This is a genomic window from Micromonospora rosaria (assembly GCF_001567585.1).
Classification (GTDB): Bacteria; Actinomycetota; Actinomycetes; order Mycobacteriales; family Micromonosporaceae; genus Micromonospora; species Micromonospora rosaria.
Window position 1 is genome coordinate 69,722 of record NZ_LRQV01000008.1, and the last position, 26,832, is coordinate 96,553.

A 26,832-nucleotide genomic window follows, 5' to 3' on the forward strand; every position below is an offset into this window, starting at 1 on the left:
GGAGGGTGACCGGGATGCCGGGCAGGGTTCCCGTGCCCGGTCCTCAGCCCTGGTCGAACATCTGCCCGATCCGGATCTTGTTGCCGAACGGGTCACGAATGCCGAAGTCGATCCCGTACGGCTGTTCCGTCGGCCCGTCGGTCACCTCGACGCCCTTGGCGACCAGGTCCTCGTACGTCTTGTGGGCGTCGTCGGTGGTCATGAACAGGAAGCCGCCGGCGGCCCCCTTGGTGAGCAGCTCACGGACCTGCTCGGCGGTGGCCGGGTCGAGGCTGGGCGGGCCGGGCTTCTCCAGCAGGATCTCGCGCGTGTCGCCGGGCAGGTTGACCGTGAGCCAGCGCATGAAGCCGAGATCCTGGTCCAGGCTCACCTCCAGGCCGAGCTTGCCGACGTAGAAGTCGAGCGCCTCGTCCTGGTCGAGGACGAAGAGCTGAGAGCGGCTGATCATGTTCATCGTCATGACCGACACGCTAGGACAGGGCTGTGACCTGCTGCTTATCCAAAACTGCTCGGTCGGGTCCAAGCCTTAGTGAAGCAGCTCGGCACGGGCGCGGCAGGTGCCGTCCGCCGCTGGCGGTACCCGGTGGGCGACTCGCCGACGATCTGCCGGAAGGTACGGCTGAACGTGCCGAGGCTGTTGAAGCCGACCGCGTGACACACCTCGGTCACGTCCTGCCCGGTGTGCAGCAGCAGGTACATGGCCCGTTCCACCCGACGCCGCTGGAGGTACCGGTGCGGCGTCTCGCCGAAGGTGGCCCGGAAGGTCCGGATGAAGTGGTACTCCGAGACGTGCGCGACCCGCGCCAGGGCCGGGACGTCGAGCGGATCCGCGTACGCCCGGTCCATCACGTCCCTGGCCCGCAACATCGCCCGGTTCATCTGCTCGACAGCCCTGCTCATCCGGCCATTGTGCCAACGCGCGCCGTCGACCACCCGCGCTGTGGCGGCCCGCGCTGTGGCGGCCCGCGCTGTGGCGGCCGGTGGAGCCCGGCGGTGCCGGCGACGAGGAGGGTGGCCCCGCCGAGTCGCACCAGGTGACGACGACCGGACGAGATTGACATCGATCAACCGTCTCCGCCCGCGCGCCGGCGGGGAAGCGCCGGCCGATTGGCTGCGCGCGATTCGTGTCCCGGGCGGTGTGCCGTGGCCGTCGACCGGGCCCCCCGGCCCGGCGATCCACCGTGCAGTCCGCCTCGCTCAGGTGTTAACAGGGGGCCCCTCCTCTACAGGAAGCGTTAGCAGGGGGCCCCTCCTTTCCGGGTGTAAGGGATCTGTCACCGCTGGTGTCCTGAATCAGGCTGACTCGCCGCCCGCTGGGGCGGACCATCGGCCACACCAGTGTGTCCGAACGGGGGGGTGGCATGACTCTTTTCGGGCGGCGGCACGCCGTGGGGCTGGTCCGGGAGGTGATGACCTGCCCGCAGGACGGGCCGGCCCCGCCCGTGCTGGTCTTCGAGGGCGGCCGGACGGCGCTGCTCACCGGGGTGGCCGGGCTGCTCGACGGGCGGGTGCCGTACGCCCACGTCGACCTGGGCGCGCAGGGCCGGCCGGGTACCCCCGAAGTGCTGTACGCGCTCGCCTTCCACCTCGGCCGACCGTGCCCGCTCTACGGCACGCTGCGCTTCCCCCGCCTCGCCGTCGGCAAGCTGGTCATGGACGACACCACGCTGGACCTGCACGACCGGGACGCGGCCCGCCGGCAGATCAACGACCTGCTCCGCGCGCACCGGGGCATCGACCAGATGGTCACCACCCTGCGCGAGGGCGCCGGTACCCTGCCGGCCGGGCTGCCCGCCAGTGTGCAGACCCCGCTCGGCCTGGCCGCCCGGTTCCTCGCCACCGCCCTCGGCCGGCTCGCCCGGTGGACGTGGAGCAGCCGGTTCGTGCTGGGCCGGGCCCAGAAGTGGTACGGCGCGCAGGGCAGCAGCCACCGCCGCCCGCCGGTCGAGACGCTGATCGAGCTGAACCAGTGGCACCGCCGGCCGAACCTGGGCACCAACGCCCGGCAGCGCGACGACCTGCTCTGGGCGGCGTTCCGCGCCGACCTCACCGCCGGCCTGGGGCGACGCCGGCACCGGTCGTGGATACCCCGGTGCGTGGTCCTGCTCGACAACGCCGACACCCGGCTCGGCCGCAACGTCCTCACCGAACTGGTCCGGCTGCGCGCCGGCGGCGAGCACGACCCGCTGGCCGTGGTGGCCACCGCCCGGGAACCGTTCCTCGACCACCTGCCCGCCGCCGAGCAGCGCACCCTGGCCGCCGACGAGCCGCTGGCGCTGGCCCGCTCCGGGCCGGACGGTCGCCGGTGGCCCCGGTGGGTCCGGTACCCGCTGCCCGGCCTCACCGAGGAGGACACCACCCGGAAGGTGACCGCCGACCATCCCCGGCTGGACCACCGCATCCCGCTGCTCGTCCAGCAGTTCGCGCAGGGCAACCCGCTGGCCGTCGGGCTGCTGCTGGAGGCCGCCGACGAGGTGCCGTCCTGGCCGGCCGGCGGGAACGAACTGGGCCTGGTACTGGCCCGCCTGGAGCCACCGCCGCCGGACGACACCGACCGGGTGCAGTGCACCATCGCCGAACGGCTCTGCCGGCACCTGCTCGGCCGCGACGACCGCGACCCCTTCCCCGACGACGAGGTCGAGACGCTCACCACCTGCGCCGCCGCCCGGACCGGGGAGCAGGCCCTGACCCTCGCCGTGGGCAGCGGGCTGCTCACCCCCGACGGGTACACCGGGGAGCTGAGCACCCTGCTCGCCGGCCTCTGGCCGACCGCCCCGGACGCCGCCCCGCCACCGCTGCGCCGGCTGCTGCTGCGCCGGCTCGCCGCCCGCCCGGCCGACGCGGAGACGGGCTGGCGGGCGGTGCACGAACGGCTCCGGCGCGAGTGCGCGGAGCGCGCCGACCGTACCGGCGAGCTGTACCACGCGCTGGCCCTCGGCGAGCTGGGCCGGGTTGCCGGGTACTTCACCGAGCGGGCCGGCGTCGACCCGGCGCGGGAGTGGCTGGCCACCCTCCACGAGGTCGTCCAGGCCCCGACGAACCTGGACCACCCGGTGCCGCCGGCCGACGAGGCGCACCGCCTGGCCCGCGCCACCGGTGCCGACCCGGACAGCCGGCTCGGCCGGATCACCCGGCTCGTCGCCGCGCTGTGGCTGGCCGCCGACCCGTTCACCGGCCGGCACCGGGCCGACCTGCACGACGGCATCAAACGCGACTATCGGGCGATCGCCCTCCAGTTCCACGACGACCAGTCCCGGCTGGTCGCCGAGGCCACCACGCACCGGGTACGGGCGGAACAATGGCGGTGAACAGCAGGAACGGCACCAGCCCGGTCGCCGACGTACCCCCGGACCACCTCGCCCCGCGCGTGCCCCGGCTGCGGACCGTGCTGCGCCGCTCGGCCGTGGTGCTCTCCGTGGTCGTGCTGGTCGCCGCCGGGGCGGCGGTGGTGCACCGGGTCGCCGTCTCGTGCGGCCCCGTCCGCTCCGGGTTGACCCGGGTGGACGGCGAGTGCGTCGGGGTGCTGACCGACGTGGGCAGTCACCCGTTCAGCGACGACCTGCGGTCGGTGCAGGACGCGATCGACCGGGAGAACGCCTGGGTCGACGCGCAGTACCGGGCCGACCCCGGCGGCAACCGGTACGTCCGGGTGGCGCTGTTCTCCCCGATGACCGCGACCGCGCACAGTTTCATGACCGCCGACCAGGTCCGGCACACGGTGCAGGGCGCCTACGTGGCGCAGCGACGCGCGAACCACACCCCCGACTTCGACGACCCGCGACCGCTGGTCCAGCTCGTGCTCGCCAATCCGGGCAGCCGGCAGGCGCAGTGGCCCCGGGTGGTGCGGGCGTTGGAGCGGATGACCGACGACCGGCACCCGCTGGTCGCCGTGATCGGCATGGGCACCAGCATCACCGCCACCCGGGACGCGGCCCGGTACCTCTCCGCCTCCGCGACCGACCTGCCGATGATCGCCGGGGTCGCCACCACCGACGAGTTCCGCGACATCACCGGCTTCGTCCGTACCTCCCCCAGCAACACCGACTACGTCCGGGCCCTCGCCGACTACCTGGCCGGTCACCGGGAGCTGCGCACCGGCATGCTGGTCTACGACGACTCCGAGCCGGACCTGTACGTCCGGGACCTGCGCTCGGCCTACGAGCGGCACCTGCGCCGGTACCTGACCGTGCCCGCCAAGTCGTACTTCGGCGCGGCCGACCCGGAGAACCGTACCCAGCTCTTTGCCACCATCCAGGACAGCGTCTGCAACGCGCCCCGACCCGACCTGATCCTGTACGCCGGCCGCGCGCTGGACCTGGACGACTTCGTCCGCTCCCTGGCGCTGCGCGGCTGCCGGGACCCGATCTCGATCCTGGTCGGGGCGACCGGTCTGAGCCCGCTGGAGGAGCTCGTTCCCACCCTGGTCGAGGGCAGGATCACCATCGTGAACGCCGCCGCCGGCCACCCGTCCTGGTTCACCGCCGACAGCCACCCGCCCGGCTCGGTACCCGACGGGCTGCCGCCGTTCCTGGCGGCGTTCCGCGCCGAGAAGATCGGCGAGCCCGGCGCCCTCGCCGACGGGTACGGCCCGACCCACCACGACGCGATGGCCACCGCCGTCATGGCGATCCGCGCCGTCGCCCCCGGCCTGCCCCGCGACGAGGTACCCCGGGCGGGCAACGTCCGCGGCCAGTTGATGAACCTCAACAACAGCAGCACCGTCCCCGGGGCCGGGGGCACCCTCACCTTCACCACCGACCGGAAGGCGGACCCGATCGGCAAGTGGGTACCGATCACCGTGATCCCCCCGGCCACGGACGCACCGACCCGCCGCCCGTACGTCACCACCGGCTGACCGACGTCAGCCGTCTCCACGGCTCGGGAGGGACCGGCTACGTGTCGAGGGCCTTCGCCGCCGAGCCCCGGACGCGCTCGACCGGGTAGCGGCGGGCGGCGTCGGTCAACTTGTCGGTGGCCGCCTGCACGAGGTCGATCCCGAGCACGTCGGCCAGCCGGACCAGGTAGATCATCACGTCGCCCATCTCGGCCCGGACCCGCCCACCGGCCACCGGGTCAACCATCACCCGCGCCGACTCCTGCGGGGTGAGCCACTGCAACTCGGCCAGCAGCTCCCCCACCTCGCCGGAGAGCGCCATGGCGAGGTTCTTCGGGGTGTGGAACTGCTGCCAGTCGCGTTCCTCGGCGAACAGCCGTAGCCGGTCGGCCAGTTCGGCGATCGTCGCCGGCCCGTGGGTACCGGCGGGGTGCGGTGGTCCGTCGCGGTGCATCCTCGTCCCCCGGGTCCGGGGCCGGGGCGGCACGTACCGCCCCGGCTCGGCGTTCACTGTAGATCACCTGTTGGGAAGGGGCCCTTTTACTACAGAAAGCGTTAACAGGGGGCCCTTCCTTTCAGTTGACGGCGCGGAGGACGGGGCGGGTGGTGAGGGCGGAGGCCTCCAGCGGGACAGGGGTGTGCACGGTGAAGGTGGCCGTCTCGCCGGGCAGGAGGGTCAGCAGGGCCTCGTCGACGGTGGCGTCCGGGTGCAGGCGGTCCGGCTGGAGAGTCAGGTCGCGCAGGACGGTGCGGGCGGTGACCCGGATCCGCACCCCGCCGTCGAACCGTTCCACGGTGCTGTCGAAGTCCGCCCTCGGCCAGGTCACGTCCTTGTCCTCGGCGAAGAACCACAGCGCCCGGTCGACCTCCTCGCCCGCCTCGGCGACCAGCAGTTCGGCGCGGGGCTCGTGCGGGCCGGCCAGCTCCGCCGGCAACGGCACGGTCATCACGCCGTACGCCGGCACGTCCAGCTCCACCGAGGTCTTCGCGCGGGGCGCACCGGCCAGGGTGAGCCGGGTGACCGTCGCCGGCGCCCGCCACGGCTGACCGGTCTCGTTCACCGCGACCAGGGCCAGCCCGCCGTCGCGCGGCTGGACGGTGAGCAGCCGGTCGGCGTACGCCCGGCGCAGCGCGTACCAGAGCGGTTTGCGGCGGCCGTCGCCGTCGATCGCCGCCCAGGAGGTCACCGGCCAGCAGTCGTTGAGCTGCCAGACGATGGTGCCCATGCAGACGCCCCGGTGCGCGCGGAAGTGTTCCACCCCGAGGGCGATGGCGCGGGCCTGGTTGAGCTGGGTGAGGTAGTGCCACTCGTCGAAGTCGGCCGGGGCGGGCAGGTGCGCGTCCAGCCCTCGCTGGAGCTTCAGGTCCCCGTCGACGGCCTTCTGGTGGTGCGCCATGCCGGGCGAGTCCGGGGCGAGCGGGTCGTCGGAGAGCGCCCGGCGCAGGGTCGCGTACGCCGGGGGCGCCTGGTAGCCGAACTCGGCGAGGAACCGGGGCACGTACTCCCGGTACCTGACGTAGTCGTCGGTGTTCCAGACGTCCCAGATGTGCATGCTGCCGTGCGCCGGCTCGTTGGGGTGCCGGTCCTCGCGGCCCGACCAGGGGCTGCCCGGCCAGTACGGGCGGGTCGGGTCCAGCTCGGCCACGATCCGGGGCAGCAGCTCCAGGTAGTAGCCCCGCCCCCAGCTCCGGTCGTCGAGCTGTTCCTGCCAGCCCCAGTCGTGCCAGCCCCAGATGTTCTCGTTGTTGCCGGTCCAGAGCACCAGTGACGGGTGGACCGACAGCCGGGTCACCTGCTCGGCCGCCTCGGCGGCGACCTCGGTGGCGAACGGCTCCTCCTCCGGGTACGCCGCGCAGGCGAAGAGGAAGTCCTGCTGGACCAGGAGCCCGAGGTCGTCGGCGAGGTCGTAGAAGTCGTCCGACTCGTACCGGCCGCCGCCCCAGACCCGCAGCAGGTTGACGTTCGCCCCGACCGCCTGGTCGAACCGGTGCGCCAGCCGGTCCCGGGTGACCCGGTGGGGGAAGACGTCGTCGGGGATCCAGTTCACCCCCCGGGCGAAGACCGGCACGTCGTTGACGACCAGGGTGAACGGGGTGCCGTGGGCGTCCGGGACGGTGTCCAGCCGGACGCTGCGGAAGCCGATCCGCCGGGACCACTCGTCCAGCAGCGTGCCGGCCGGGTCGTGCAGGGTCACCGTCAACGGGTACCGGTGCGGTTCGCCGTACCCCCGGGGCCACCACCGCCGCACGTCGGCGACGGTGAGGTCCAGCACGGCGGCGCGCGCGCCGGCCGGGATGCTCGCCTCGACGTCGACCCCGGCGACCGACGCCCGGACGGTCAGCGGCACCTCGGCGACCCGCTCGACCTCGACGTGCACCGTCACCCGACCGGTGGAGTCGGCGACGGTCACCAGCGGGCGGACGGTCGCCAGCCGCGCGGTCGACCAGGAGTGCAGCCCGATCGGCTGCCAGATCCCGGCGGTGACCAGCGTCGGCCCCCAGTCCCAGCCGAAGTTGCAGGCCATCTTCCGGATGAAGTTGAACGGCTCCCGGTACGCGTTGGGCCGGTGGCCGAGGCGTTCCCGCTGCGCCGCCGCGTACCGGTAGGCGGAGTCGAACCGGACCTCGACGGTGTTGTCGCCGGGGCGCAGCAGCGACCGGACGTCGAACCGGTACCCCCGGTGCATGTTCTCGGTCCGGCCGACCTCGGTGCCGTTGACGCTGACCGTGGCGACGGTGTCCAGCCCGGCGCAGACCAGGTCCACCCGGTCGTCGCCGCCGGGCGTCCAGTCGACGGTGCTGCGGTACACCCAGTCGGTGCGCCCGATCCAGCTCAGCCCCACCTCGTTGTCGTCGAGGTACGGGTCGGGGATCAGCCCGGCGGTGAGCAGGTCGGTGTGCACGCAGCCGGGCACGCTCGCCGGTACCTCCCGGCCGGCGAGGGCGGTGGGCACCGGCGAGCCGGGTACGGCGTGCAGGGTCCACCCGTCGTGCAGGGTTCGCTGGGTCATGACTTGAGCGCACCTTCCATGATTCCGCGGACGATCTGCCGGCCCCCGATCACCAGCATGACCAGCAGGGGTACGGTCGCCACGAACGCGCCGGCGAGGACCCGGCGGTAGACGACGTAGTTGCCGGCGGCCAGGTCGGAGACGGCCACCATCGAGGTCGGGAAGTCGGTGCCGCCGAGCGTGATCAGCGGCCACTGGTAGTCGTTCCAGGTGGCCACGAAGGTGAGCAGCCCGAGCACCGCCATCGCCGGGCGCAGCGCCGGCAGCGCGATGCTCCAGTAGACCCGCATGGTGCTGGCGCCGTCCACCCGGGCCGACTCGATCAGCTCGTCGGGGACCGTGTTCACGATGAACTGCCGCATGTAGAACACCCCGAACGCGGTGACCAGGCCGGGCACGATGACCGCGAGCAGGGTGCCGTTCCAGCCCAGCTCCCCCATCACGATGTAGAGGGCGACCACGCCGAGCTGGTTCGGCACGGTGAGGGTGATGATCACGATGAGCATCAGCACCCGGCTGCCCCGGAACCGCAGCTTGGCGAAGGCGAACCCGGCCAGCGAGCTGAAGAACAGCACCGAGGCGGTCACCACGGTCGAGACGACGAAGCTGTTGATCAGGCCGGCGGCGAAGAAGACGTCCTGGGAGGAGAAGACCTCCTCGATGTTGACGAGGAACTGGCTGCCGGGCACCACGGTCGGCGGGATCTGCGCCAGCGCGTCGTCGGTGCTGGTCGCGATGACGAACATCCAGTACAGCGGGAACGCGGCGAAGAGCATCGACACGGCGAGCAGCAGGTACGTGCCGACGCCGGCCGGGGTCTCCTGCGGCGCGCGGCCCATCGCGGCGTACCGCGCCCGGCGGGTCCGCTGCGGTGCCCGGGTCGGGGCGGTCATCGGCGGCCTCCGGAGAATCGGCTGGTCAGCCAGGAGTTGAAGCCGGCCACGACCAGGATGATCAGGAACAGGGCCCAGGACATGGCTGCGGCGTAGCCGAGGTTGAGGTCCTTCCAGCCGACCTTGTAGATGAGCTGCGCGATGCTCTGCCACTCGCCGTTCGACCCGCCGGTGGCGGCCTGGGAGTTCAGCTCGAAGAGCATCGGCTCGGTGAAGAGCTGGAAACCGCCGATGGTGGAGAGCACCACGGTGAAGATGACCACCGGCTGGATCATCGGCACGGTGATCCGCCAGAGCTGCCGCCACGCCCCGGCCCCGTCGAGCGCGCTGGCCTCGTAGACGTCGCGCGGGATGGACTGCATCGCGGCCAGGTAGAGCAGGGCGTTGTAGCCGATCCACTTCCAGTTGACCATCGTGGCGATGGCGGTCCAGGCGGCGGGCTTGCTGGCCCGCCAGTCGATCGGGGCGGCCGGGTCGCCGAGGCCGAGGGTCTGCAACGCCCAGTTGGCCAGGCCGTGATCGCGGGAGAAGAAGACCCCGAAGACCAGGGTGGAGGCGACCAGCGGGGTCACGTACGGGACCAGGAAGCCGACCCGCCACCAGGTCTGGGCGCGCAGCTTCCGGTTGAGCAGCGAGGCGAGCACGAGCGCCAGGAACAGTTGCGGCACCGTCGACAGCACGAAGATGCCCAGGGTGTTGTAGAGCGCGTTCCAGAAGTCCGAGTCGGTGAAGAGCCGGGCGAAGTTGTCGAAGCCGGCCCAGCCGGTCAGCGTGGGGTCGTCCAGCCGGTAGTGCCGCAGCGACACCACCCCGTTGTAGATCAGCGGGAACAGGCCGAAGACCAGGAAGAGCAGGAAGAACGGGGCGACCAGCAGGTACGGCACGTACCGCAGGTCGAAGCGGTGCAGCCGGTCCCGCCAGCTCATCCGGGTGGCGGGACGGGGGCCGCCGGGGGGCCGCCCGGTGCGCCCGGGTGGCGCGGCTCGCGTGGTGGACATGGGGGTTTCTCCTCCGGCCGAGGGGTACGGGGGCGGGGGCTGCGCCGGCGACGGTCGCCGGGGCGGGCGGAGGGCCCCGGCGACCGGCGTACCGTCAGGAGGTGGCGGCCTTCTCGGCCGCCTTGACCGCCTCGGCCCAGGCGGCCTCGGCCTTGAGGGTGTTGTTCTGCACCCGGCCGATCACGTTCTCCACGGCGACCCGGGTCGGACCGTTCCTGCGGCCCAGGTACTGCGGGGTGAGGCCCTGCGCCATCTTCGGGAAGATCTGCCCGACCGGCGCGTCGCTGAAGAACGGGTTGGTGAACTCGGTGATCGCCGGGTCGGCGTAGAGCGCCGGCTGGGAGGGCAGGTTGCCGACCTGCTTGAAGACCTCGATCTGCTGCTCCGGCTGGATCAGCCACTCCAGCAGCTTGTACGCCTCGTCGACGTGCTTGCTCTGCTTGGGGATGGTGAGGAACGACCCGCCCCAGTTGCCGCCCCCACCGGGAATCGCCGCGATGTCCCACTTGCCCTCGGTGGAGGGGGCGGTCTCCTTGATGTGCCCGAGCATCCAGGCGGGGCAGGCGAGCGCGGCGAAGGAGCCGCTGGTGAAGCCCCGGTTCCAGTCGGTCTGGAAGCTGGTCAGGTTCGCCGAGATGCCCGCCTGGAGGGCCTTGACCGTGTAGTCGAAGGCGACCTTGGGACCGCCCTCCATCTGGAGCTGGTCCTGCTCGTTGTAGAAGCCGGTCGGCTGCTGGCCGAGGATCGGGTTGAACAGGTTGGTGCCGGAGTCGATGAACTTCTTGCCGGTCTTGGCGGTGTAGTCCTTGCCGACCTCCAGGAACGCGTCCCAGGTGGGCCAGAGCGCGGAGACCTGGTCCCGGTCGGTGGGCAGCCCGGCGGCGGCGAACAGATCGGTGCGGTAGCACATCGCCAGGCCGCCGACGTCGGTGCCGAGGGCGATCTGGGTCTTGCCGTCCGCCGACAGCGACTGCTTCCACTTCCAGGGCAGGTACCTGCTCTCGTACGAGGCGGCGCCCTTGTCGAGCAGGTTCACGAAGTTGTCCGACTGGCTGCGGAACTGGACCATGAAGCCCTCGTCGATCGCCGCGATGTCGGCCGCACCGGAGCCGGCGACCAGCTTCTTCTGCAGGTCCTCGTGCTGGGCGTTGTACTCCCCGGAGTTGAGCACGATGCGCACGTTCGGGTTGGCCGCCTCGTACCTGCTCTTGAGCTGGTCCAGGCCGAAGTCGCCCCAGAAGTTGATCCTCAGGGTCACCTGACCACCGGCGTCGGAGCCGCCACGGGTGCTGCTGCCGCTACAGGCGGCGACCATGGTCAGGCTGACGGCGCCCACGGCGATCGCGCGGGCCCAGCGGGTCCAGGACGGTGTCATGTCTTCCTCCGCGCACGTGGGAACGCTCCCGATATCGAGGAACGTTGACTGAACCGGATAAGTGAGGCCACCGTACGGGCGCCCCTCCGGAGTGTCAACGGTTGGTTAACTCTGCGCTCAGTCCGTAACCTGCAACCCTCCACGACAGGGCACGGACCGGCTCGCGCGGGCATACCCGGCACCCGCCGCCCGGCTACCGTCGACGTACGCTTAACCGGGCAAGCGGATTCCGCCCCGGGCACCGCGCACTCGGCAGCGCCACGGGGCGACACAGCCGGCCGACGGGTGATCATCACGGGGTGGGGTGCAGTAGCGTGGTGGCCGAGCACCGAGAACGGAGGGACACGCCGGTGAAGCGGCCGACCATCGCCGACGTCGCCCGGCGGGCCGGGGTCTCCAAGGGCGCGGTGTCGTACGCGCTCAACGGGCAGCCCGGCGTCTCCGAGGCCACCCGCCGGCGCATCCTGGACATCGCCACGGAGATCGGTTTCAGCCCGAGCAGCGCCGCCCGCGCCCTCTCCGGCGCCACCGCCAACGCCGTCGGCCTGGCCCTGTGCCGCCCGGCCCGGACCCTCGGCATCGAGCCGTTCTTCATGGAGCTGATCAGCGGCGTGGAGGCGGAACTCTCCGCCCGCTCGTACGCGCTCACCCTCCAGGTGGTCGCCGACCCCGACGCCGAGATCGAGGTGTACCGGCGCTGGTGGGCCGAGCGGCGGGTGGACGGCGTCCTCCTCTGCGACCTGCGCACCGAGGACCGCCGGGTGCCCGCCCTGGAGAAGCTGCAACTGCCCGCCGTGGTGATCGGGGGGCCCGAGCACACCGGCAACCTGGCCCACGTCTGGTCCGACGACGCGGCGCCCCTGGTGGAGACGGTGGAGTACCTGGTCGCCCTGGGGCACCGGCGGATCGCCCGGGTCGCCGGGCTGCCCTCCCTCCAGCACACCCGGGTCCGCACCGAGGCCTTCACGCAGGTGTGCCGGCGGGCCGGGCTGACCGAGGCGGTGACCGTCTGGTCGGACTACACCGGCGAGGAGGGGGCCCGCGCCACCCGCCGCCTGCTCAGCTCCGCCGGCCGCCCGACGGCGGTGATCTACGACAACGACGTGATGGCGATCGCCGGGCTGTCGGTGGCGCAGGAGATGGGGCTCGCCGTACCCGCCGACCTGTCCCTCGTGGCCTGGGACGACTCGCCGCTGTGCCGGCTGGTGCACCCGCCGCTGACCGCCCTCGGCCGGGACATCCCGGCGTACGGCGCGCACGCCGCGCGGCTCCTGCTCGCGGTGATCGCCGGCCAGCCGGCCAGCGGCACCCAGGACGAGACCGCCCACCTGACCCCGCGCGGTAGCACCGCCCCGCCCCGCAGCCACTGAACCGCACCGCCGCACGGCAGCACCGCACCACCGCACGGTGACCGAACCGCCTCGCCACGCAGCGACTGAACCGGTTCACCGCTCACCGCTCACCGCCCCGGGCCCGGGAAACCCGCCAGGTACGCCTCCACCCGCTCGGCGGTGGCCGGCCGGGCCAGCGCGTAGCCCTGCCCGTACCGGCAGCCGGCCCGGTGCGCGAGCCGCACCTGCTCCGGCGACTCCAGGCACTCGGCGACGATCTCCAGCCCCAGCCGGGTACCGAGCCCCACCAGCACGTCGGTCAGGGGCTGGTCCGGGCCGGCCGGATCCGGCCCGATCTTGAGCAGGTCGATCGGCAACCGGCGCAGGTGGCTCAGCGATGCGTGCGCGGCCCGGAAGTCGTCCAGGGCGGTCCGCACGCCCAGCGCGCGCAGCTCGCCGAGGCGGACCGCCAGCACCTCCTCCTCGCCGGCGAGCCGCGGCTCGGAGACCTCGACGACCAGCCGGTCGCCCGGCACCCCGTGCGCGGCGAGGGTGGCGGCGGTCCGCCTGACGAAGTCGCCCGCCACCAGTTCCCCCGGCGTGACGTTGACCGCCATCCACAGCCCCGGCCCCACCGCCGACCAGTCGGCGAGTTGTCGGCAGGCCCGGCCGAGCGTCCAGCGCCCCAGCTCGCCCACCAGCCCCAGGCTCTCGGCCACCGGGAGCAGCTCGTCGGGGAGCACGGTGCCCAGCACCGGGCTGCGCCAGCGCAGCAGGGCCTCCGTCCCGACCGGCGACCGGTCGGCCAGCCCGAGCACCGGCTGGTAGACCAGGTCCAGCTCACCCCGGGCAGCCGCGCCGGGAAGCTGCCGTTCCAGCTCCAGCCGCCGCAGCAGTTGCCGTTCGAGTTGCGCGTCGTACCACTCGATCCGGTCCCGCCCGAGCTGCGCGGCCCGGCGGCGGGCCAGGTCGGCCTGGCGCAGGACGTCGTCGGGCCGGTCCCCGCCGATCTCGGCGAGACCGATGCTGACCTGGAGCCGGACCAGCGGCCCGGCCGAGGCGAGGTCGGCCGGTGCGACCGGCACCGCGTCGGCTGGCTCCACCGGTGCGGCGTGGGTCGGCTCCCCCGCTGCGGGCGCGGTGGCGTCGGCCGGCTCCGCGCCGACCCGGTACGGCTCGGTCAGCGCGGCCAGCATCCGGGTGGCCAGCCCGTACGCGGGCACCGGTCCGGCGGGGGTGACCACGGCGAACTCGTCACCGGTGAGCCGCGCGACCAGGTCCCGTGGCCCGGCGACGCTCCGCAGCCGCCCGGCCGCCGCCACCAGCACCCCGTCCCCGGCGGCCCGGCCCTGCCCGTCGTTGACCGCGCCGAGCCCGTGCAGCTCGACGATGAGCAGCGCCCCCACGGGCACCGGCGCCGGCCGGCCTACCTCGGCTGCCACCGGCACCCCGCCCGCCACCCCGGCGGTCGCCGCGCCCCGCTCCGCACCGGACACCGGTGCCACCACCCGCCCCGACCCGGCGGAGGCCGGCTGCGGGCGGTCCGGGCCCAGCGCCGCGACGACCCGCAGCAGCTCGGCGCGGTTCGCCAGGCCGGTGAGCTGGTCGGTGACGGCGAGCTGGCGCACGGTCCGCTCCAGCCGGCGGCACTCCCCGACGTCGCGCACGTGCAGGACCAGGGCCGCCAGGTCGGGCATCGCGCGCTGGTCGCTGACCGTGGACTCGGTCTCCCGCCAGCCGCCCCGGCCGTCGGTCAGCCGGGCCATCAGCAGACCGCCGTCGGTGTCGCCGTCGACTGCGGCCAGCCGGGCGGCCACCCGCGCCACGTCGTCGGGGTGCACCAGGTCGCGGAAGAGTCGACCGACGATGGCGGTGTCGGGGAGGCCGAACAGCCGGGGGCCGGCCGGGGACTGCCAGCTCACCCGCATCTCGTCGTCGAGGAGCAGGATGAGGTCCCGGGCGCCGGCCACCAGGGCCCGCAGGCGGGCGTGCCGGGCCACCCGTCGGGTGGCGTACCGGCGCTGCTCGGCGGCGCGGACCAGTTCCCGGACCACCAGGGGCGGGACCACCGCGAGGCCGAAGACGAGGACGGTCGTCTCGATGTGGTCGACGGCCCGGACGTAGCTGCCGAGGACCAGCAGGACCGCCAGCGCCGGCACGATCGACCGGAGCTTCGTCCCGGACGGCGCGGTGGTGGGGATGGGCTCGGCGCAGACCGCCCGGCGCGCTCCGACGGCGGCCACCAGCGCCCCGACCACCAGGGGCGGGATCCCGGCCAGCCGGGCCCGGTCGGCCTCGGGCGCGGCGAGCGGTGCCACCGTCAGCAGCAGCCCGAGCAGGGCCAGCGTCACCCCGCCCCGGCAGGTCGCGGCGGCCGGCCGGTGGTGCCGGCCGGTCAGCGCGGTCAGCGTGGTGACGGCGAGCAGGCCCGCGCCGATCGCGGCGGGCACCCGGACGGCCTGGGGCAGGGACTGCGGCAGCAGTACCCAGGCGGAGAGGCACAGGCCGACCGCCGACACCGCCGGGTCGACGGCCAGCCGCGCCCGTTCCCGCAGGGTCGATCGGGACCGACCGGGCAGCAGCGCCAGCGCGACGGCGACCAGGCCGGCGGTGCCGACCAGGCCGGCCGACCCGACGGCCAGTCGGAACGCCGCCGGGAGGTACCCGGGCAGCGCCGTGGTCAGCCCGGCCGTCACCAGGGCGGCGTCCAGCAGCGCGGCGGGGCGGGGGGTCGGGGACCGCCGGGCGAGGCGGACGGCGGCCGGGACGGCGGCGGTCACACCGGCGAGGGCCACCGCGGCCGGTGCCGGCACCAGCGCGACCGCTCCGGCGGTGCCGAGCAGGGCCGCCACGACCAGCACGACGAGGTCGCTCGTCGGGCGGCCGGCCGAGGGGATACGGGAGGTGAGGGACGCGAGGGACACAGGGAGGTCGCCTTCGTGAGGGGGGCACGGGGCGGGGACGCCGAGATGGTCCGCCGCCCACCCGCGTAACGAATGGGAGCGTTCCTCGGCTACGGCCCCGCCCGCCCCGAAAACCACGAACCGCGTCCCCGGTTGTGCCGGTGGTCACCGCGTTCGCCGCCCGGCTCCGCACCGCCGTCCGCCAGGTGGGACCATCAGGGGGTGAGTCGCGCCGACACCGTCCAGTTCCGGCACAACCAGTCGATCGTGGCCGCCGCGGTGATCGCCGCCATCGGCGCCCTGCCGTTGGCCTCCGCCCGGTGGTACCTCGCCCCGGTCATCCTGGTGCCGCTCGCCGTGGTCTTCTGGGGCTGGCGGGCCGGCACCCGGGCCGACGCCCGCGAGCTGCGCCTGCGCGGCCTGGTCGGGCAGCGCCGGATCGGCTGGGACCGGGTCGCCGAACTCTTCGCCGACCCGCGCGGCCGGGGCGTCGTCCGGCTCGACGACGGCACCATGCTGCACCTGCCGGCCGTCCGGGGCACCGATCTGCCGCGCCTGGTCGCGGTCACCGGCCGCACCACCACCCCCGCCGACCCGGACGCCTGAGCGCGGCCCCGCCACCCCGCAGCCCCGTCCCTGCGGCCGGCCGACCCGCCCCGGCCCACCCCGCCGTGCCCCGACCCGCCCCGGCCCTCTTAACCCGGCCTTAGCATTCGGACAGCGCGCCCCTATCCGCCCAGGACCGATCCTCGATCACAGCAACCGAGGAAAGGACGAACCGATGAAGCGGATCTCACTGGTACTGGCCGCGATCGGCGGCACCGCCGTGCTGTCGGTCACCGGGGTCGCGCTCGGCAGCGCCGCCGCCGACCGGACCGCGCAGCGCACCACCGACACCGCCCTGGTCGCGGCCACCACCGCCCCCGTCACCGAGGACCCGGCCACCCCCACCGCCCCGCCGACGGACGACACCCCGGCACCGGGCCTGACCGCCACCACCCGGGCGGCGACCCCGACGGCGACGCAGACCAGCGCCCCACCGGCCAGCCAGGACGCCATCAGCCGGGAACGGGCCGGTGAGATCGCCCTCGCCGCCGCCGGTGGCGGCCGGATCGTCGAGGTCGACCGCGAACGGGAGCACAACCGCCCGGTCTGGAGCATCGAGATCATCAACGGCACCACCGAGTACGAGATCGACGTCGACCGCGAGACCGGCACGATCCTCGACACCGAGAAGGAGCCGGTCGACGACGACGATGACGACGACGACCGGGACGATGACGACGACCGCGAGGACGATGACGACCGCGACGATGACGACGATGACGACGACCGGGACGACGACTGACGCGCCGGGCCGGGCGGGGACGGGTCGGTCAGTAGCCGCCGACCACCTCGTTCACCAGCGGCTCACCGGCGGCGAACCGGCGGAGCTGCTGGCCCACCAGCCGGTACGCCCGGGGCAGCAGGCCGCGTACCGAGCCGGCGACGTGCGGGGTCAGCAGGACGTTCGGCATCGTCCAGAGCGGATGACCGGCCGGTAGCGGCTCGGGGTCGGTGACGTCCAGCGCCGCCGAGATCCGCCCGGTGGACAGCTCCGCGACCAGGGCCGACGTCCGGGCGACCGGCCCCCGGGCGGCGTTGACCAGCAACGCCCCGTCGGGCAGCGCGGCGAGGAACGCCTCGTCCACCAGTCCCCGGGTCTGCGGGGTCAGCGGCACCAGCAGCACCACCACGTCGGCCGAGGGCAGCAGGTCGGGCAGCTCGTCGACGCCGAACACGCCCTGGTCGGGGCGGGCGGTCCGGGCGACCAGGGTGACGGCGACCTCGAACGGCGCCAGCCGGGCCTGGACCGCCGACCCGATCGAGCCGGCCCCGACGATGAGCACCCGCTTGCCGGCCAGCTCGTCGGTCGGCGCCACCTCGGCGTACGCCCACTCGCCCCGGGCCTGGGCGCGGGCCAGCACGGGGAAGCCGCGTAGCTGCGACAGGATCGCGGTGACCACCCACTCGGCGGTCGACGAGTCGTGCACGCCCCGGGCGTCGCAGAGGGTCACCCCGTCGCGGACCCGCCCGACCCAGGCCTCCGCCCCGGCCGTGAGCAGCTGCACCACGGCCACGTCGGGCAGCCGGTCCAGCACCGCCGGGACGTCCCGCCCGCTGAGGAACGGCGGTACCCAGAACCGGACACCGGCCCCGCCCGAGGGCAGCCGGGTCGGGTCCTCGACCACCTCGACGTCGACCCCGTCGGGCAGCTCGCCGAGCAGGGTACGGCCGGTGGGGTGCGGAATCCAGACCTTCACGCTGCCCGACGATAGTGCGCCCGCCGCACCGGGGCGGGGCGGGGTGCGGGACGGCTACGCTGGGCCGGGTGAGCGTCCGTCCCTGGTACCCCCGCCCCGGCCGGCTCCGCGCGGCGGCCGTGACCTCCTGCGCGGCGCTGCTCCTCGCGGGGTGCAGCTTCGGCGAGCCGGAACCGGACCCGGCGGGGGAACCGCCCACCTTCCCGACCCCGTCGGTCAGCGCGACGCCGGAGGGGGGCGAGCAGCAGGTGGTCACCACCGTGCTGGCCAAGGGGCTGCGGGTGCCGTGGGCGATTGCCTTCCTGCCCGACGGCGCGGCGCTGGTCACCGAGCGGGACAGCGGCCGGATCCTCCAGGTCGGCCCCGAGTCCGGGCCGGACGGGCTGACCGTCTCGGTGGTGCAGACCATCGCCGACGTCGCCCCGGCCGGCGAGGGCGGCCTGCACGGCATCGCCGTCTCCCCCGACTTCGCCCGGGACCGGACGGTCTTCGTCTACTACACCGCCGAGCGGGACAACCGGATCGCCCGGATGGAGCTGGGTTCCCGGCCCACCCCGATCCTCACCGGCATCCCCAAGGCCGGCACGCACAACGGGGGCGGCCTCGGCTTCGGGCCGGACGGGCTGCTCTACGCCAGCACCGGGGACGCCAACGATCGGCCGTCGGCCCAGGACCGCGACAGCCTCGCCGGCAAGATCCTGCGGATCACCCGGGACGGCAAGCCCGCGCCCGGCAATCCCGACGCGGACTCCCCGGTCTGGTCGCTGGGGCACCGCAACGTACAGGGCTTCGGCTGGGACGCCCAGAAGCGGATGTACGCGGTCGAGTTCGGCCAGAACACCTGGGACGAGATCAACCAGATCACCAAGGGCGGCAACTACGGCTGGCCCCGGGTCGAGGGGCAGGCCGAGGACGACCGGTACACCGATCCGATCGTGCAGTGGCCGACCGAGCAGGCGTCCTGCTCCGGCATGGCCGTCGCCGACCGGCTGCTCGCCACGGCCTGCCTGCGCGGCGAGCGGGTCTGGCTGGTGGAGCTGACCGACACCGGTACGGTGCTCGGCCAGCCCCGGGAACTGCTCACCGGCCGGTACGGTCGACTGCGGGCGGCGGCCGTGGCACCGGACGGCTCCCTCTGGGTGACCACCTCGAACCACGACGGTCGGGGTGACCCGGAGCCGGAGGACGACCGCATCCTGCGGCTGGTGTTCGCCGACGGTGGCGCCGGTCGGAGCTGACCGGGGAGCACCGGCCGGGACGGCTCCGGCGGGGCACGGCTCCGGCGGGGCACGGCTCCGGCGGGGGAAATCCGGTGGGGTGGGACGACTCCGTGGCGCGGGACGACTCCCGTGGGGCGGAACGGCTCCGGTGGGGCGGCCGACGCGGTCGTGAACCACCGGAGACGGCGGGTTTGCCAAGATCTTTCAGGGGGCAGGTCAGAATCTCGTTATGGACGGCCAGGGGAACGACCAGGACAGGACCCGGGACAGCGACGCCCGGGAGACGGCGGGTGCCCGCCGGTGGCTGCCGCGGCGGCGGCAACCCGGCGCGGGCCGCGCCGGGACCGGTGACCGGGGCGGCCGGCGGGGACCGCTGCGCCGGCTCGGGGTGACCCTGGCGGTGCTGGTGGTCGCCATGGCCGGGGTGGTCATCGGGACACTGGCCGGCGGGCACGTCGACACCGACATCGGCCCGTTCCGGGCCCAACTGAACCTCACCCCCGCCTCGTCGGGCGGGACCACGGTCGACATCCCCCCGCTCGGCGCGCTCCTGCTGGACTCGCACAGCGGGCCCGTGCACCTCAACGTCGAGTTGGGCGCGCTGGACCAACGGCGTACCGAGGCGCTGATCGACGACCCGGCGAGCATCGCCCGCGCCAGCCAGTCCGCCGTCGAGGACGTCCGCGACGGGGTGCTGCGGCTGGGCCTGCGCACCGTGGCCGCGGTCGTGCTGGTCACCCTGGTCCTGGCCTGGCTGGTGTTCCGGGACAGCCGCCGGACGGCCTGGTCGGGCACGCTCGCCCTGCTGGTCGCGGCGGGCAGCCTGGGCACCGCCGCGCTGACCGTACGCCCGCAGGCGATCGAGGAGCCCCGGTACGAGGGGCTGCTGGTCAACGCCCCGGCGATCGTCGGTGACGCCCGCAAGATCGCCAACGACTACACCAAGTACGCCGAGCAGCTCAAGCGACTCGTCGGCAACGTCAGCCAGCTCTACACCACGGTCTCCGCGCTGCCGGTGTACGAGCCGGAGCCGGGCACCACCCGGGTGCTGCACGTCTCCGACATGCACCTCAACCCGACCGGCTGGCAGCTCATCCGGACCGTGGTCGAGCAGTTCAGCGTCGACGTGGTGATCGACACCGGGGACATCACCGACTGGGGCAGCGAGCCGGAGGCCAACTACGTCGGCTCGATCGCCCTGCTCAAGAAGCCGTACGTGTACATCCGGGGCAACCACGACTCCGGCCGTACGGCGGCGGCGGTGGCCCGGCAGCCCAACGCCATCGTGCTGGACAACTCGACCACGACGGTGGCCGGGCTGACCATCGCCGGCATCGGCGACCCCCGGTTCACCCCCGACAAGAGCACCGCACCGGCCGCCGGTGGACTCAACGCGCCCACCGCCAACCAGCTGATCGACAACGGCGAGACGATCGCCGAGACGGTCCGCAAATCCCCCCGGCCGGTGGACATCGCCCTGGTGCACGACCCGGCGGCGGCCGGCCCGCTCTCCGGCACCTGCCCGCTGGTGCTGGCCGGGCACACCCACGACCGTCAGGTGTCCACCCTGCCCGAGGTGCCCGGCCAGCAGGCCACCGAGCTGATGGTGCAGGGCTCCACCGGCGGCGCCGGCCTGCGCGGCCTGGAGGGCGAGCGGCCGACCCCGCTCAGCATGACCGTGCTCTACTTCGACAGCGAACGGCGTCTGCAGGCGTACGACGACATCACCGTCGGCGGCACCGGCCAGGCGCAGGTCAACCTGGAGCGGCGGGTGGTCGAGGGGCCCGACCCGGCCCCCTCCCCGCCGGTCACCCCCACCCCCACCCGGGGCCCGGCCCCCACCACCCCGACCCCGAGCCCGACCGGCTGAGCCGGGTACCCACCACGGCCCAGCGCTGACGACGGCGGCCCCGGTCCCACCGGACCGGGGCCGCCGCTTCGGCGCCGTCACGCCGGGCTCAGCTCCCGCCAAGCCCGGACAGGATCAGCTCGCGCCCAGCCGGGACAGGATCAGCTCGCGGACGGTCTTGGCGTCGGCCTGCCCACGGGTGGTCTTCATGACCGCGCCGACCAGCGCGCCGGCCGCCGCGACCTTGCCGCTGCGGATCTTGTCGGCGATGTCCGGGTTGGCGGCGATCGCCTCGTCCACGGCGGCGGTCAGCGCGCCGGTGTCGGAGACGACCTCCAGCCCCCGGTCGGTCATGATCTCGGTCGGCGAGCCCTCGCCGGCCACCACGCCCTCCAGCACGGTACGGGCCAGCTTGTCGTTGAGCTTGCCGGCGTCCACCAGGCCCTGGAGCTCGGCGACCTGGGCCGGGGTGGCCCCGACGTCGGCCAGCTCGACGCCGGTCTCGTTGGCCCGGCGGGACAGCTCACCCAGCCACCACTTGCGGGCCGCCGCCGGGGTGGTCCCGGCCGCGATGGTGGCCTCGATCAGCTCGACCGCGCCGGCGTTGAGCACCGACTGCATGTCCAGGTCCGACAGGCCCCACTCCTGCTGGAGCCGGCGACGGTGCAGCCGGGGCAGCTCGGGCAGGGCGGCCTTCAGCTCGGCCACCCAGGCCGGGTCCGGGGCGACCGGGACCAGGTCCGGCTCCGGGAAGTACCGGTAGTCGGTGGCGGTCTCCTTGGAGCGGCCCGGCGTGGTGTCGCCGGTCTCCTCGTGGAAGTGCCGGGTCTCCTGGGTGATCCGGCCGCCCGCGTCGAGCACCGACGCCTGACGCAGCATCTCCGAGCGGACCGCCCGCTCCACGGACCGCAGCGAGTTGACGTTCTTGGTCTCGGTCCGGGTGCCCCACTCCGCGCCGGGCAGGTTGAGCGAGGTGTTGACGTCGCAGCGCAGCGACCCCTCCTCCATCCGGACGTCGGAGACGCCGAGGGACCGGAGCACGTCCCGCAGCTCGGTGACGTACGCCCGCGCCACCTCCGGGGCGAGCGCGCCGGTGCCGGGGATCGGCTTGGTGACGATCTCGACCAGGGGGATGCCGGCCCGGTTGTAGTCGACCAGCGACTCGGTCGCGCCGTGGATCCGGCCGGTGGCCCCACCCACGTGCAGCGTCTTGCCGGTGTCCTCCTCCAGGTGCACCCGCTCGATGCCGATCCGCACCGTCTCGCCGTTCACCTCGACGTCCAGGTACCCGTCGACGCAGAGCGGCTCGTCGTACTGGCTGATCTGGAAGTTCTTCGGCATGTCCGGGTAGAAGTAGTTCTTCCGGGCGAACCGGCACCAGGAGGCGATCGAGCAGTTCAGCGCGAGGCCGATCCGGACGGTCGCCTCGATCGCCGCCTTGTTCGCCACCGGCAGCGAGCCGGGCAGCCCCAGGCAGACCGGGCAGACCCGGGTGTTCGGCTCACCGCCGAAGTCGGTCGGGCAGCCGCAGAACATCTTCGTGTTCGTGCCCAGCTCGACGTGGGTCTCCAGGCCGATCACCGGTTCGAAGCGCGCGACGACCTCGTCGTACGCGGGCAGTGTCGTGGTCATTGAGACGCTCCAGGCGCGATCCGGACAGAACCGTTCCAGCCTAATGGGGTTGCCGGCCCGCCCGACCGCCGGGTTTCACCGCCACGCCGCCGACGGGTCAGCGGGTCGACCCGGACTGGCGGAGCAGCCTGGCGGGCACCAGGCGCAGGATCGTCCGGTCGCCGTCGGCTCGGCCGTACTTCTCGCCGAAGTGCCGGGCGACCGTCGCGCGGTCCCCGTCGGCGGGCTCGACCAACGTGAACGCCTGCGGCGTCGACTGGTGCGTACGCCGCGACAACCTCACCCGGGCCGTGAGCGGCAGACCCGGCCGGACCCCGCCGCAGTCGACGTAGTGTTCGCCGTCGGCCACCACGTACGGCGCCTGGATCTCGGCCACGTCGGCGTCCTGGAACCGGAGCACCACCGTGATCGTCCAGTACTGCGCGAGTGGCACGGTGGCCTGGTCGTGCTTCCACAACTCCTCGAACCGGGCGTGCACGAACGCGCCCCACGGGCTGTCCATGTCCACCTCGAGCTGGGACACGTTGAACGAGAGCTTCCCGACCGGGAAGAACGAGATCAGTCCCCGGTCGTCCCACTGGTAGAGCTGGATCGACGGCGACGCGTCGTAGATGCGCACCTGGAAGCGGTTCCGTTCCTCCACGGGCAGCTTGGCGTGGAAGGCGGACAGGTGCCGCAGGTTGGTCCGGATCTGGGCGGGAACGTTCACACCCTGCTGTTCCAGCTCCTCGGAGCGCTGGTGCGCCGCCCGGCAGTCCGGGTCGAGCAGGAGCACCTGCACCACGGCCCCACCCCGCAGGGCTGCCGTGATCGCGTCCAGGGTCGCCTGCCGGTGCCGATCCTCCAGCAGGATGGTCCAGGTGTCGAGGATCCGGATGTGCCGGCGGCTGCGGCGTAGCTGGGACACGAAGGCCTGCTGGTCGAAGCTCAGGTGCTCCTGCACCCGGGCCCGGCGCGCCTCCTCGAAGAGCGGATCGAAGATCAGGTACGAGATCGCCGCGAGCACCACGCTGGAGCCGACGTTGAGCAGCAGATCGCTGAGGAAGCCGGTGGTCCGCCAGGCGGTGAGCAGGATGACGGTGGCCACACCGAGCAGACACCCGGCGATCACGAACGCCCGCCGCTGCCGTGGCACGCGCCCCGCTCGCCGCAATCCCGGCCCCCTTCCGGTCTGCCGCCGGCGGCGACTTCCGACGTCCGCCAGGATACGCACCCACCGTGTCGGCGGCTGTCCCGTTGGTGACGGAACCGGCAGCGCCGCCGTCACCGTCGACCACGATCGACACGTCGGCGGCGGCGCGGCCGATGATCAGCGGCAGGGGCGGGATGCCCGACTCGACGTCACGGTCCGACCGGGAAGGGTCGGACCCGGTCCGGTCGGCATCCCGCCCTGCCGCGTCACAGCGCCGGCGGGGTGAGGGTGCCGACCGCGGACTCCAGGGCGGCGGCGACCCGGTACATCCGGTCGTCGGCCATGGTCGGGGCCATGACCTGGAGACCGACCGGCAGGCCGTCAGAGAGGCCGCACGGCACCGAGATGCCCGGCCCGCCGTACAGGTTGGTCGGGATGGTGTACAGGTCGGCCAGGTACATCTGGTACGGGTCCGAGGTCCGCGCGCCGAGCGGGAACGCCACGAACGGCGTGGTCGGCGAGATCAGCGCGTCGACCCGCTCGAAGGCGGCGGTGAAGTCGCGGGTGATCAGGGTACGGACCTTCTGCGCCTGGCCGTAGTAGGCGTCGTAGTAGCCCGAGGAGAGCGCGTACGTGCCGATCATGATGCGGCGCTTGACCTCGGGGCCGAAGCCGGCCTCCCGGGTGAGCTGCATGACCTCCTCCAGCGACCGGTTGCCGTCGTCACCGACCCGCAGGCCGAACCGGACCCCGTCGAAGCGGGCCAGGTTGGAGGAGCACTCGCTCGGGGCAATCAGGTAGTACGCCGGCAGGGCGTACCGGAAGTGCGGGCAGGAGACCTCGACGATCTCCGCGCCCAGCTTGGCGAGGGTGTCGACCGACTCGCGGAACGCGGCCAGCACGCCCGGCTCGGCCCCCTCCCCGGAGAACTCGGTGACCACGCCGAGCTTCACCCCGGTCAGGTCACCGGTCGCGCCGAGGCGCGCCGCCGCCACCACGTCCGGCACCGGGGCCGGGATGGAGGTGGAGTCGCGCGGGTCGTGCCCGCCGATCGCCTGGTGCAGCAGCGCGGCGTCCAGCACGGTCCGCGCGCACGGGCCGGGGGTGTCCAGCGACGAGGAGAACGCCACCAGGCCGTACCGGGAGGTGCCGCCGTAGGTGGGCTTCGCGCCGACGGTGCCGGTGACCGCGCCGGGCTGCCGGATCGAGCCACCGGTGTCGGAGCCGATCGCCAACGGCGCCTCGTACGCGGCCAGCGCCGCCGCGCTGCCCCCGCCGGAGCCGCCCGGGATCCGGTCCAGGTCCCACGGGTTGTGCGTCGCCCCGTACGCCGAGTACTCGGTGGACGACCCCATCGCGAACTCGTCCATGTTGGTCTTGCCGAGCATCACCGTGCCGGCGTCCCGCAACCGCTGCACGATCGTCGAGTCGTACGGCGGACGCCAGCCCTCCAGGATCTTCGAGCCGACGGTGGTCGGCACGCCCTTGGTGGTCAGCACGTCCTTGACCGCGACCGGCACCCCGGCCAGCGGGCCCAACTCCTCGCCGGCGGCCCGGCGCTCGTCGACCGCCCGCGCGGCGGCCAGCGCCCCGTCGGTGTCGACGTGCAGGAAGGCGCGTACCCGGTCGTCCACCGCCGCGATCCGGTCCAGGTGGGCCTGGGTGACCTCGACGGCGGAGGTCTCGCCGCCGGCGACGAGACCGGCGATCTCGACCGCGGTCAGCCTGGTCAGGTCACTCATGCCGTCGCCTCGCTTCGCTCACCGGCGCCACGGGCCGCCGGTACACCGGGAAGGGTGGTCCGCTCGCTCATGACGCCACGTCCTCGTCGAGGATCCGGGGCACCCGGAACCGCTGCTCCTCGGCGTCGGGAGCGCCCGACAGCGCCTCGGCCGGGGTCAGGCCGGGCACCACGACGTCGTCCCGCAGGACGTTCGTCAACGGCACGGAGTGCGAGGTCGGCGGGATGTCCGCCGCGGCGACCTCGCCGACCTGCGCGACCGCCTGGAGGATCACGTCGAGCTGGCCGGCGAAGGTGTCCAACTCCTCCTCCGTGACGGCGAGCCGCGACAGTCGCGCCAGGTGCGCGACCTCCTCGCGGGAGATGGCGGCCATCGGTGCCCCCTTCGTGGCTGTCCTGTTGCGTCCGCTGGTCGGCCGCGCGGCCGGTGGGGATGACGCGCGGTGACCGCAGCGAGTCTATTGTCCTGCCCGCACGCCGTGCCGCCGGCTCCCCCTCCGGCCACCCGCGCCGCCCCACGACCGCCGGTCCCTTCAGCGGGCCACCCCACGATCGCCGGTCCCTTCAGCGGGCCACCCCGCCGGGCGTCCCCGGGTCGCCGCCGCCGCTCGGCCGCAACGGCCGGTACCGGGTCAACCAGGTGGCGAGTTCGTCGGCGGGCATCGGGCGGGCGTGGAACCACCCCTGGGCCACCTCGCAGCCGGCGGCGTGCAGCAACCGCCAGGTCCGCTCGTCCTCGACCCCCTCGGCGACCACCCGCAGCCCGAGCGCGCCGGCGAGGTCGATCATCGAGCGGACGATCGCCGCGTCGTCCCCGCCGTCGGCCATCCCGAGCACGAAGGAGCGGTCCACCTTGACCTCGGACAGCGGCAGCCGCCGCAGGTGCTGCAACGACGAGTACCCGGTGCCGAAGTCGTCCAGCGAGATCCCCACCCCGGCCCGGTGCAGCCGGGTGATGGTGTCCAGCACCCGCCGGGGGTCGGCCATCAGCGCCCCCTCGGTGATCTCCACCTGGAGCCGGTCGGGCCGGATGCCGTACCGGGCCAGCCGGTCGGCCACCTGGTCGGCGACCTCGCCGCTGTGCAGGTCCCGCACGCTGACGTTGAGCGCGGCCCGCAGCTCGACACCGGCGGCGGACCACGTGGCGAGCTGCGCCAGCACGTCGTCCACCACCCGCCGGGTCAGCAGCCGCATCACGGCCGTCTGCTCGGCGACCCGGATCAGCTCCTCCGGGTTGACCATGCCCCGCCGGGGGTGCCGCCAGCGCAGCAGCGCCTCCACCCCGACCACCTCGCCGGTGGCGATGGCGATCTGCGGCTGGTAGTACATGGTGATCTCGCCCGCGTCGACCGTCCGGCCGGGCTCCCCGCCCCGGCGCGCGCCCACCGTCGGGCGGCTGCCGCTCCGGCCGGACCGGCGCGGCACCGGGCTGCGGACACCGTCGCGGTGCGCGGCGTTCTGCTCGTACCGACCGGGGGCCACGCCGGCCCGGCGGCGGATCGGGTCCGCGTTGGTGATGATCCGGGTGATCAACTCGTCGGCGGGCGCGCTCTCCGGCTGCCGTCGCAGCCGCCGGCCCCACCAGCGCCAACTCCCGGCGGCGCCGGCCA

The 26,832-nt window shown here is 73.7% G+C and carries 21 protein-coding genes; 7 read left to right on the plus strand and 14 right to left on the minus strand.

The genetic code is table 11. The features are described 5' to 3' along the window. Positions 1–43: 43 nt before the first annotated feature. Together AWW66_RS04505 and AWW66_RS04510 are read right to left on the minus strand one after the other, a co-directional pair. Positions 44–460, minus strand: a complete 417-nt coding sequence (locus AWW66_RS04505; protein WP_083978213.1) for a VOC family protein — start codon at positions 458–460, stop codon at positions 44–46. Positions 461–495: 35 nt separating this feature from the next. Continuing rightward, positions 496–900: a helix-turn-helix domain-containing protein gene (locus AWW66_RS04510; RefSeq protein ID WP_067360181.1), complete on the minus strand. Its 405-nt coding sequence runs from the start codon at positions 898–900 to the stop codon at positions 496–498. Positions 901–1,361: 461 nt separating this feature from the next. Here AWW66_RS04510 and AWW66_RS04515 point away from each other — a divergent pair, with 461 nt between their 5' ends. After that, positions 1,362–3,308 carry a hypothetical protein gene (locus tag AWW66_RS04515; protein WP_157527142.1) on the plus strand — a complete coding sequence of 649 codons (1,947 nt, stop codon included), beginning with the start codon at positions 1,362–1,364 and terminating at the stop codon, positions 3,306–3,308. Further along, positions 3,305–4,855 carry an ABC transporter substrate-binding protein gene (locus AWW66_RS04520; RefSeq protein ID WP_157527144.1) on the plus strand — a complete coding sequence of 517 codons (1,551 nt, stop codon included), beginning with the start codon at positions 3,305–3,307 and terminating at the stop codon, positions 4,853–4,855. The genes AWW66_RS04515 and AWW66_RS04520 overlap by 4 nt, the downstream gene beginning before the upstream one ends. 37 nt (positions 4,856–4,892) lie before the next feature. Here AWW66_RS04520 and AWW66_RS04525 read toward each other — a convergent pair whose 3' ends face one another. The 5 genes from AWW66_RS04525 to AWW66_RS04545 all read right to left on the minus strand — a co-directional run bounded on the left by AWW66_RS04525 (position 4,893) and on the right by AWW66_RS04545 (position 11,111). Beyond that, positions 4,893–5,345, minus strand: coding sequence for a nucleotide pyrophosphohydrolase (locus tag AWW66_RS04525; RefSeq protein WP_342671908.1), 453 nt, complete (start codon positions 5,343–5,345; stop codon positions 4,893–4,895). Positions 5,346–5,409: 64 nt separating this feature from the next. Beyond that, a complete protein-coding gene (locus AWW66_RS04530; RefSeq protein ID WP_067360188.1) occupies positions 5,410–7,845 on the minus strand; it encodes a glycoside hydrolase family 2 protein in 2,436 nt (811 codons plus the stop codon). Continuing rightward, positions 7,842–8,684: a carbohydrate ABC transporter permease gene (locus tag AWW66_RS04535; RefSeq protein ID WP_067360225.1), complete on the minus strand. Its 843-nt coding sequence runs from the start codon at positions 8,682–8,684 to the stop codon at positions 7,842–7,844. The genes AWW66_RS04530 and AWW66_RS04535 overlap by 4 nt, the downstream gene beginning before the upstream one ends. A gap of 50 nt (positions 8,685–8,734) precedes the next feature. After that, entirely contained in the window at positions 8,735–9,736 is a 1,002-nt protein-coding gene (locus AWW66_RS04540; RefSeq protein WP_067360190.1) for a carbohydrate ABC transporter permease, read from the minus strand. Positions 9,737–9,830: 94 nt separating this feature from the next. Next, on the minus strand, positions 9,831–11,111 hold the full coding sequence (locus AWW66_RS04545) for an ABC transporter substrate-binding protein (RefSeq protein WP_067360192.1): 1,281 nt from the start codon (positions 11,109–11,111) through the stop codon (positions 9,831–9,833). A 350-nt stretch (positions 11,112–11,461) separates the two neighbouring features. Between AWW66_RS04545 and AWW66_RS04550 the strand changes: the two genes are divergently transcribed. Continuing rightward, complete coding sequence (locus tag AWW66_RS04550) at positions 11,462–12,481, plus strand: LacI family DNA-binding transcriptional regulator (RefSeq protein ID WP_067360194.1); 1,020 nt, start codon at positions 11,462–11,464, stop codon at positions 12,479–12,481. Positions 12,482–12,570: 89 nt separating this feature from the next. Here the strand turns inward: AWW66_RS04550 and AWW66_RS33385 are convergent, their stop codons facing one another. Further along, entirely contained in the window at positions 12,571–15,366 is a 2,796-nt protein-coding gene (locus tag AWW66_RS33385; protein WP_067360196.1) for a putative bifunctional diguanylate cyclase/phosphodiesterase, read from the minus strand. A 201-nt stretch (positions 15,367–15,567) separates the two neighbouring features. On the opposite strand from AWW66_RS33385, the gene AWW66_RS04560 reads away from it, so the two are divergent. Beyond that, positions 15,568–15,951 (plus strand): PH domain-containing protein, encoded by a 384-nt coding sequence (locus tag AWW66_RS04560; RefSeq protein WP_067360197.1) that lies wholly within the window; start codon positions 15,568–15,570, stop codon positions 15,949–15,951. Between the two features lie 175 nt (positions 15,952–16,126). Further along, positions 16,127–16,693, plus strand: coding sequence for a PepSY domain-containing protein (locus AWW66_RS04565; RefSeq protein WP_067360198.1), 567 nt, complete (start codon positions 16,127–16,129; stop codon positions 16,691–16,693). A gap of 28 nt (positions 16,694–16,721) precedes the next feature. Here AWW66_RS04565 and AWW66_RS04570 read toward each other — a convergent pair whose 3' ends face one another. Then, a complete protein-coding gene (locus AWW66_RS04570; protein WP_067360199.1) occupies positions 16,722–17,648 on the minus strand; it encodes a 2-hydroxyacid dehydrogenase in 927 nt (308 codons plus the stop codon). Positions 17,649–17,716: 68 nt separating this feature from the next. Here AWW66_RS04570 and AWW66_RS04575 point away from each other — a divergent pair, with 68 nt between their 5' ends. Both AWW66_RS04575 and AWW66_RS04580 read left to right on the plus strand, forming a co-directional pair. Further along, complete coding sequence (locus tag AWW66_RS04575) at positions 17,717–18,886, plus strand: PQQ-dependent sugar dehydrogenase (protein WP_067360201.1); 1,170 nt, start codon at positions 17,717–17,719, stop codon at positions 18,884–18,886. Positions 18,887–19,097: 211 nt separating this feature from the next. Beyond that, a complete protein-coding gene (locus AWW66_RS04580) occupies positions 19,098–20,738 on the plus strand; it encodes a metallophosphoesterase (RefSeq protein WP_067360203.1) in 1,641 nt (546 codons plus the stop codon). Between the two features lie 114 nt (positions 20,739–20,852). On the opposite strand, the gene gatB is transcribed toward AWW66_RS04580, so the two are convergent. From gatB to AWW66_RS04605, 5 genes are all read right to left on the minus strand, one after another. Further along, complete coding sequence (gene gatB, locus AWW66_RS04585) at positions 20,853–22,349, minus strand: Asp-tRNA(Asn)/Glu-tRNA(Gln) amidotransferase subunit GatB (RefSeq protein WP_067360205.1); 1,497 nt, start codon at positions 22,347–22,349, stop codon at positions 20,853–20,855. A gap of 97 nt (positions 22,350–22,446) precedes the next feature. Beyond that, entirely contained in the window at positions 22,447–23,484 is a 1,038-nt protein-coding gene (locus tag AWW66_RS04590; protein ID WP_067360207.1) for a hypothetical protein, read from the minus strand. 263 nt (positions 23,485–23,747) lie between these two features. Continuing rightward, positions 23,748–25,223 carry an Asp-tRNA(Asn)/Glu-tRNA(Gln) amidotransferase subunit GatA gene (gene gatA / locus AWW66_RS04595; RefSeq protein ID WP_067360209.1) on the minus strand — a complete coding sequence of 492 codons (1,476 nt, stop codon included), beginning with the start codon at positions 25,221–25,223 and terminating at the stop codon, positions 23,748–23,750. 67 nt (positions 25,224–25,290) lie between these two features. Then, positions 25,291–25,596, minus strand: a complete 306-nt coding sequence (gene gatC / locus AWW66_RS04600) for an Asp-tRNA(Asn)/Glu-tRNA(Gln) amidotransferase subunit GatC (protein WP_067360211.1) — start codon at positions 25,594–25,596, stop codon at positions 25,291–25,293. 190 nt (positions 25,597–25,786) lie between these two features. Next, positions 25,787–26,832, minus strand: a 1,046-nt coding sequence (locus AWW66_RS04605) for an EAL domain-containing protein (RefSeq protein ID WP_157527146.1), incomplete at its 5' end; no start/stop codon positions are given.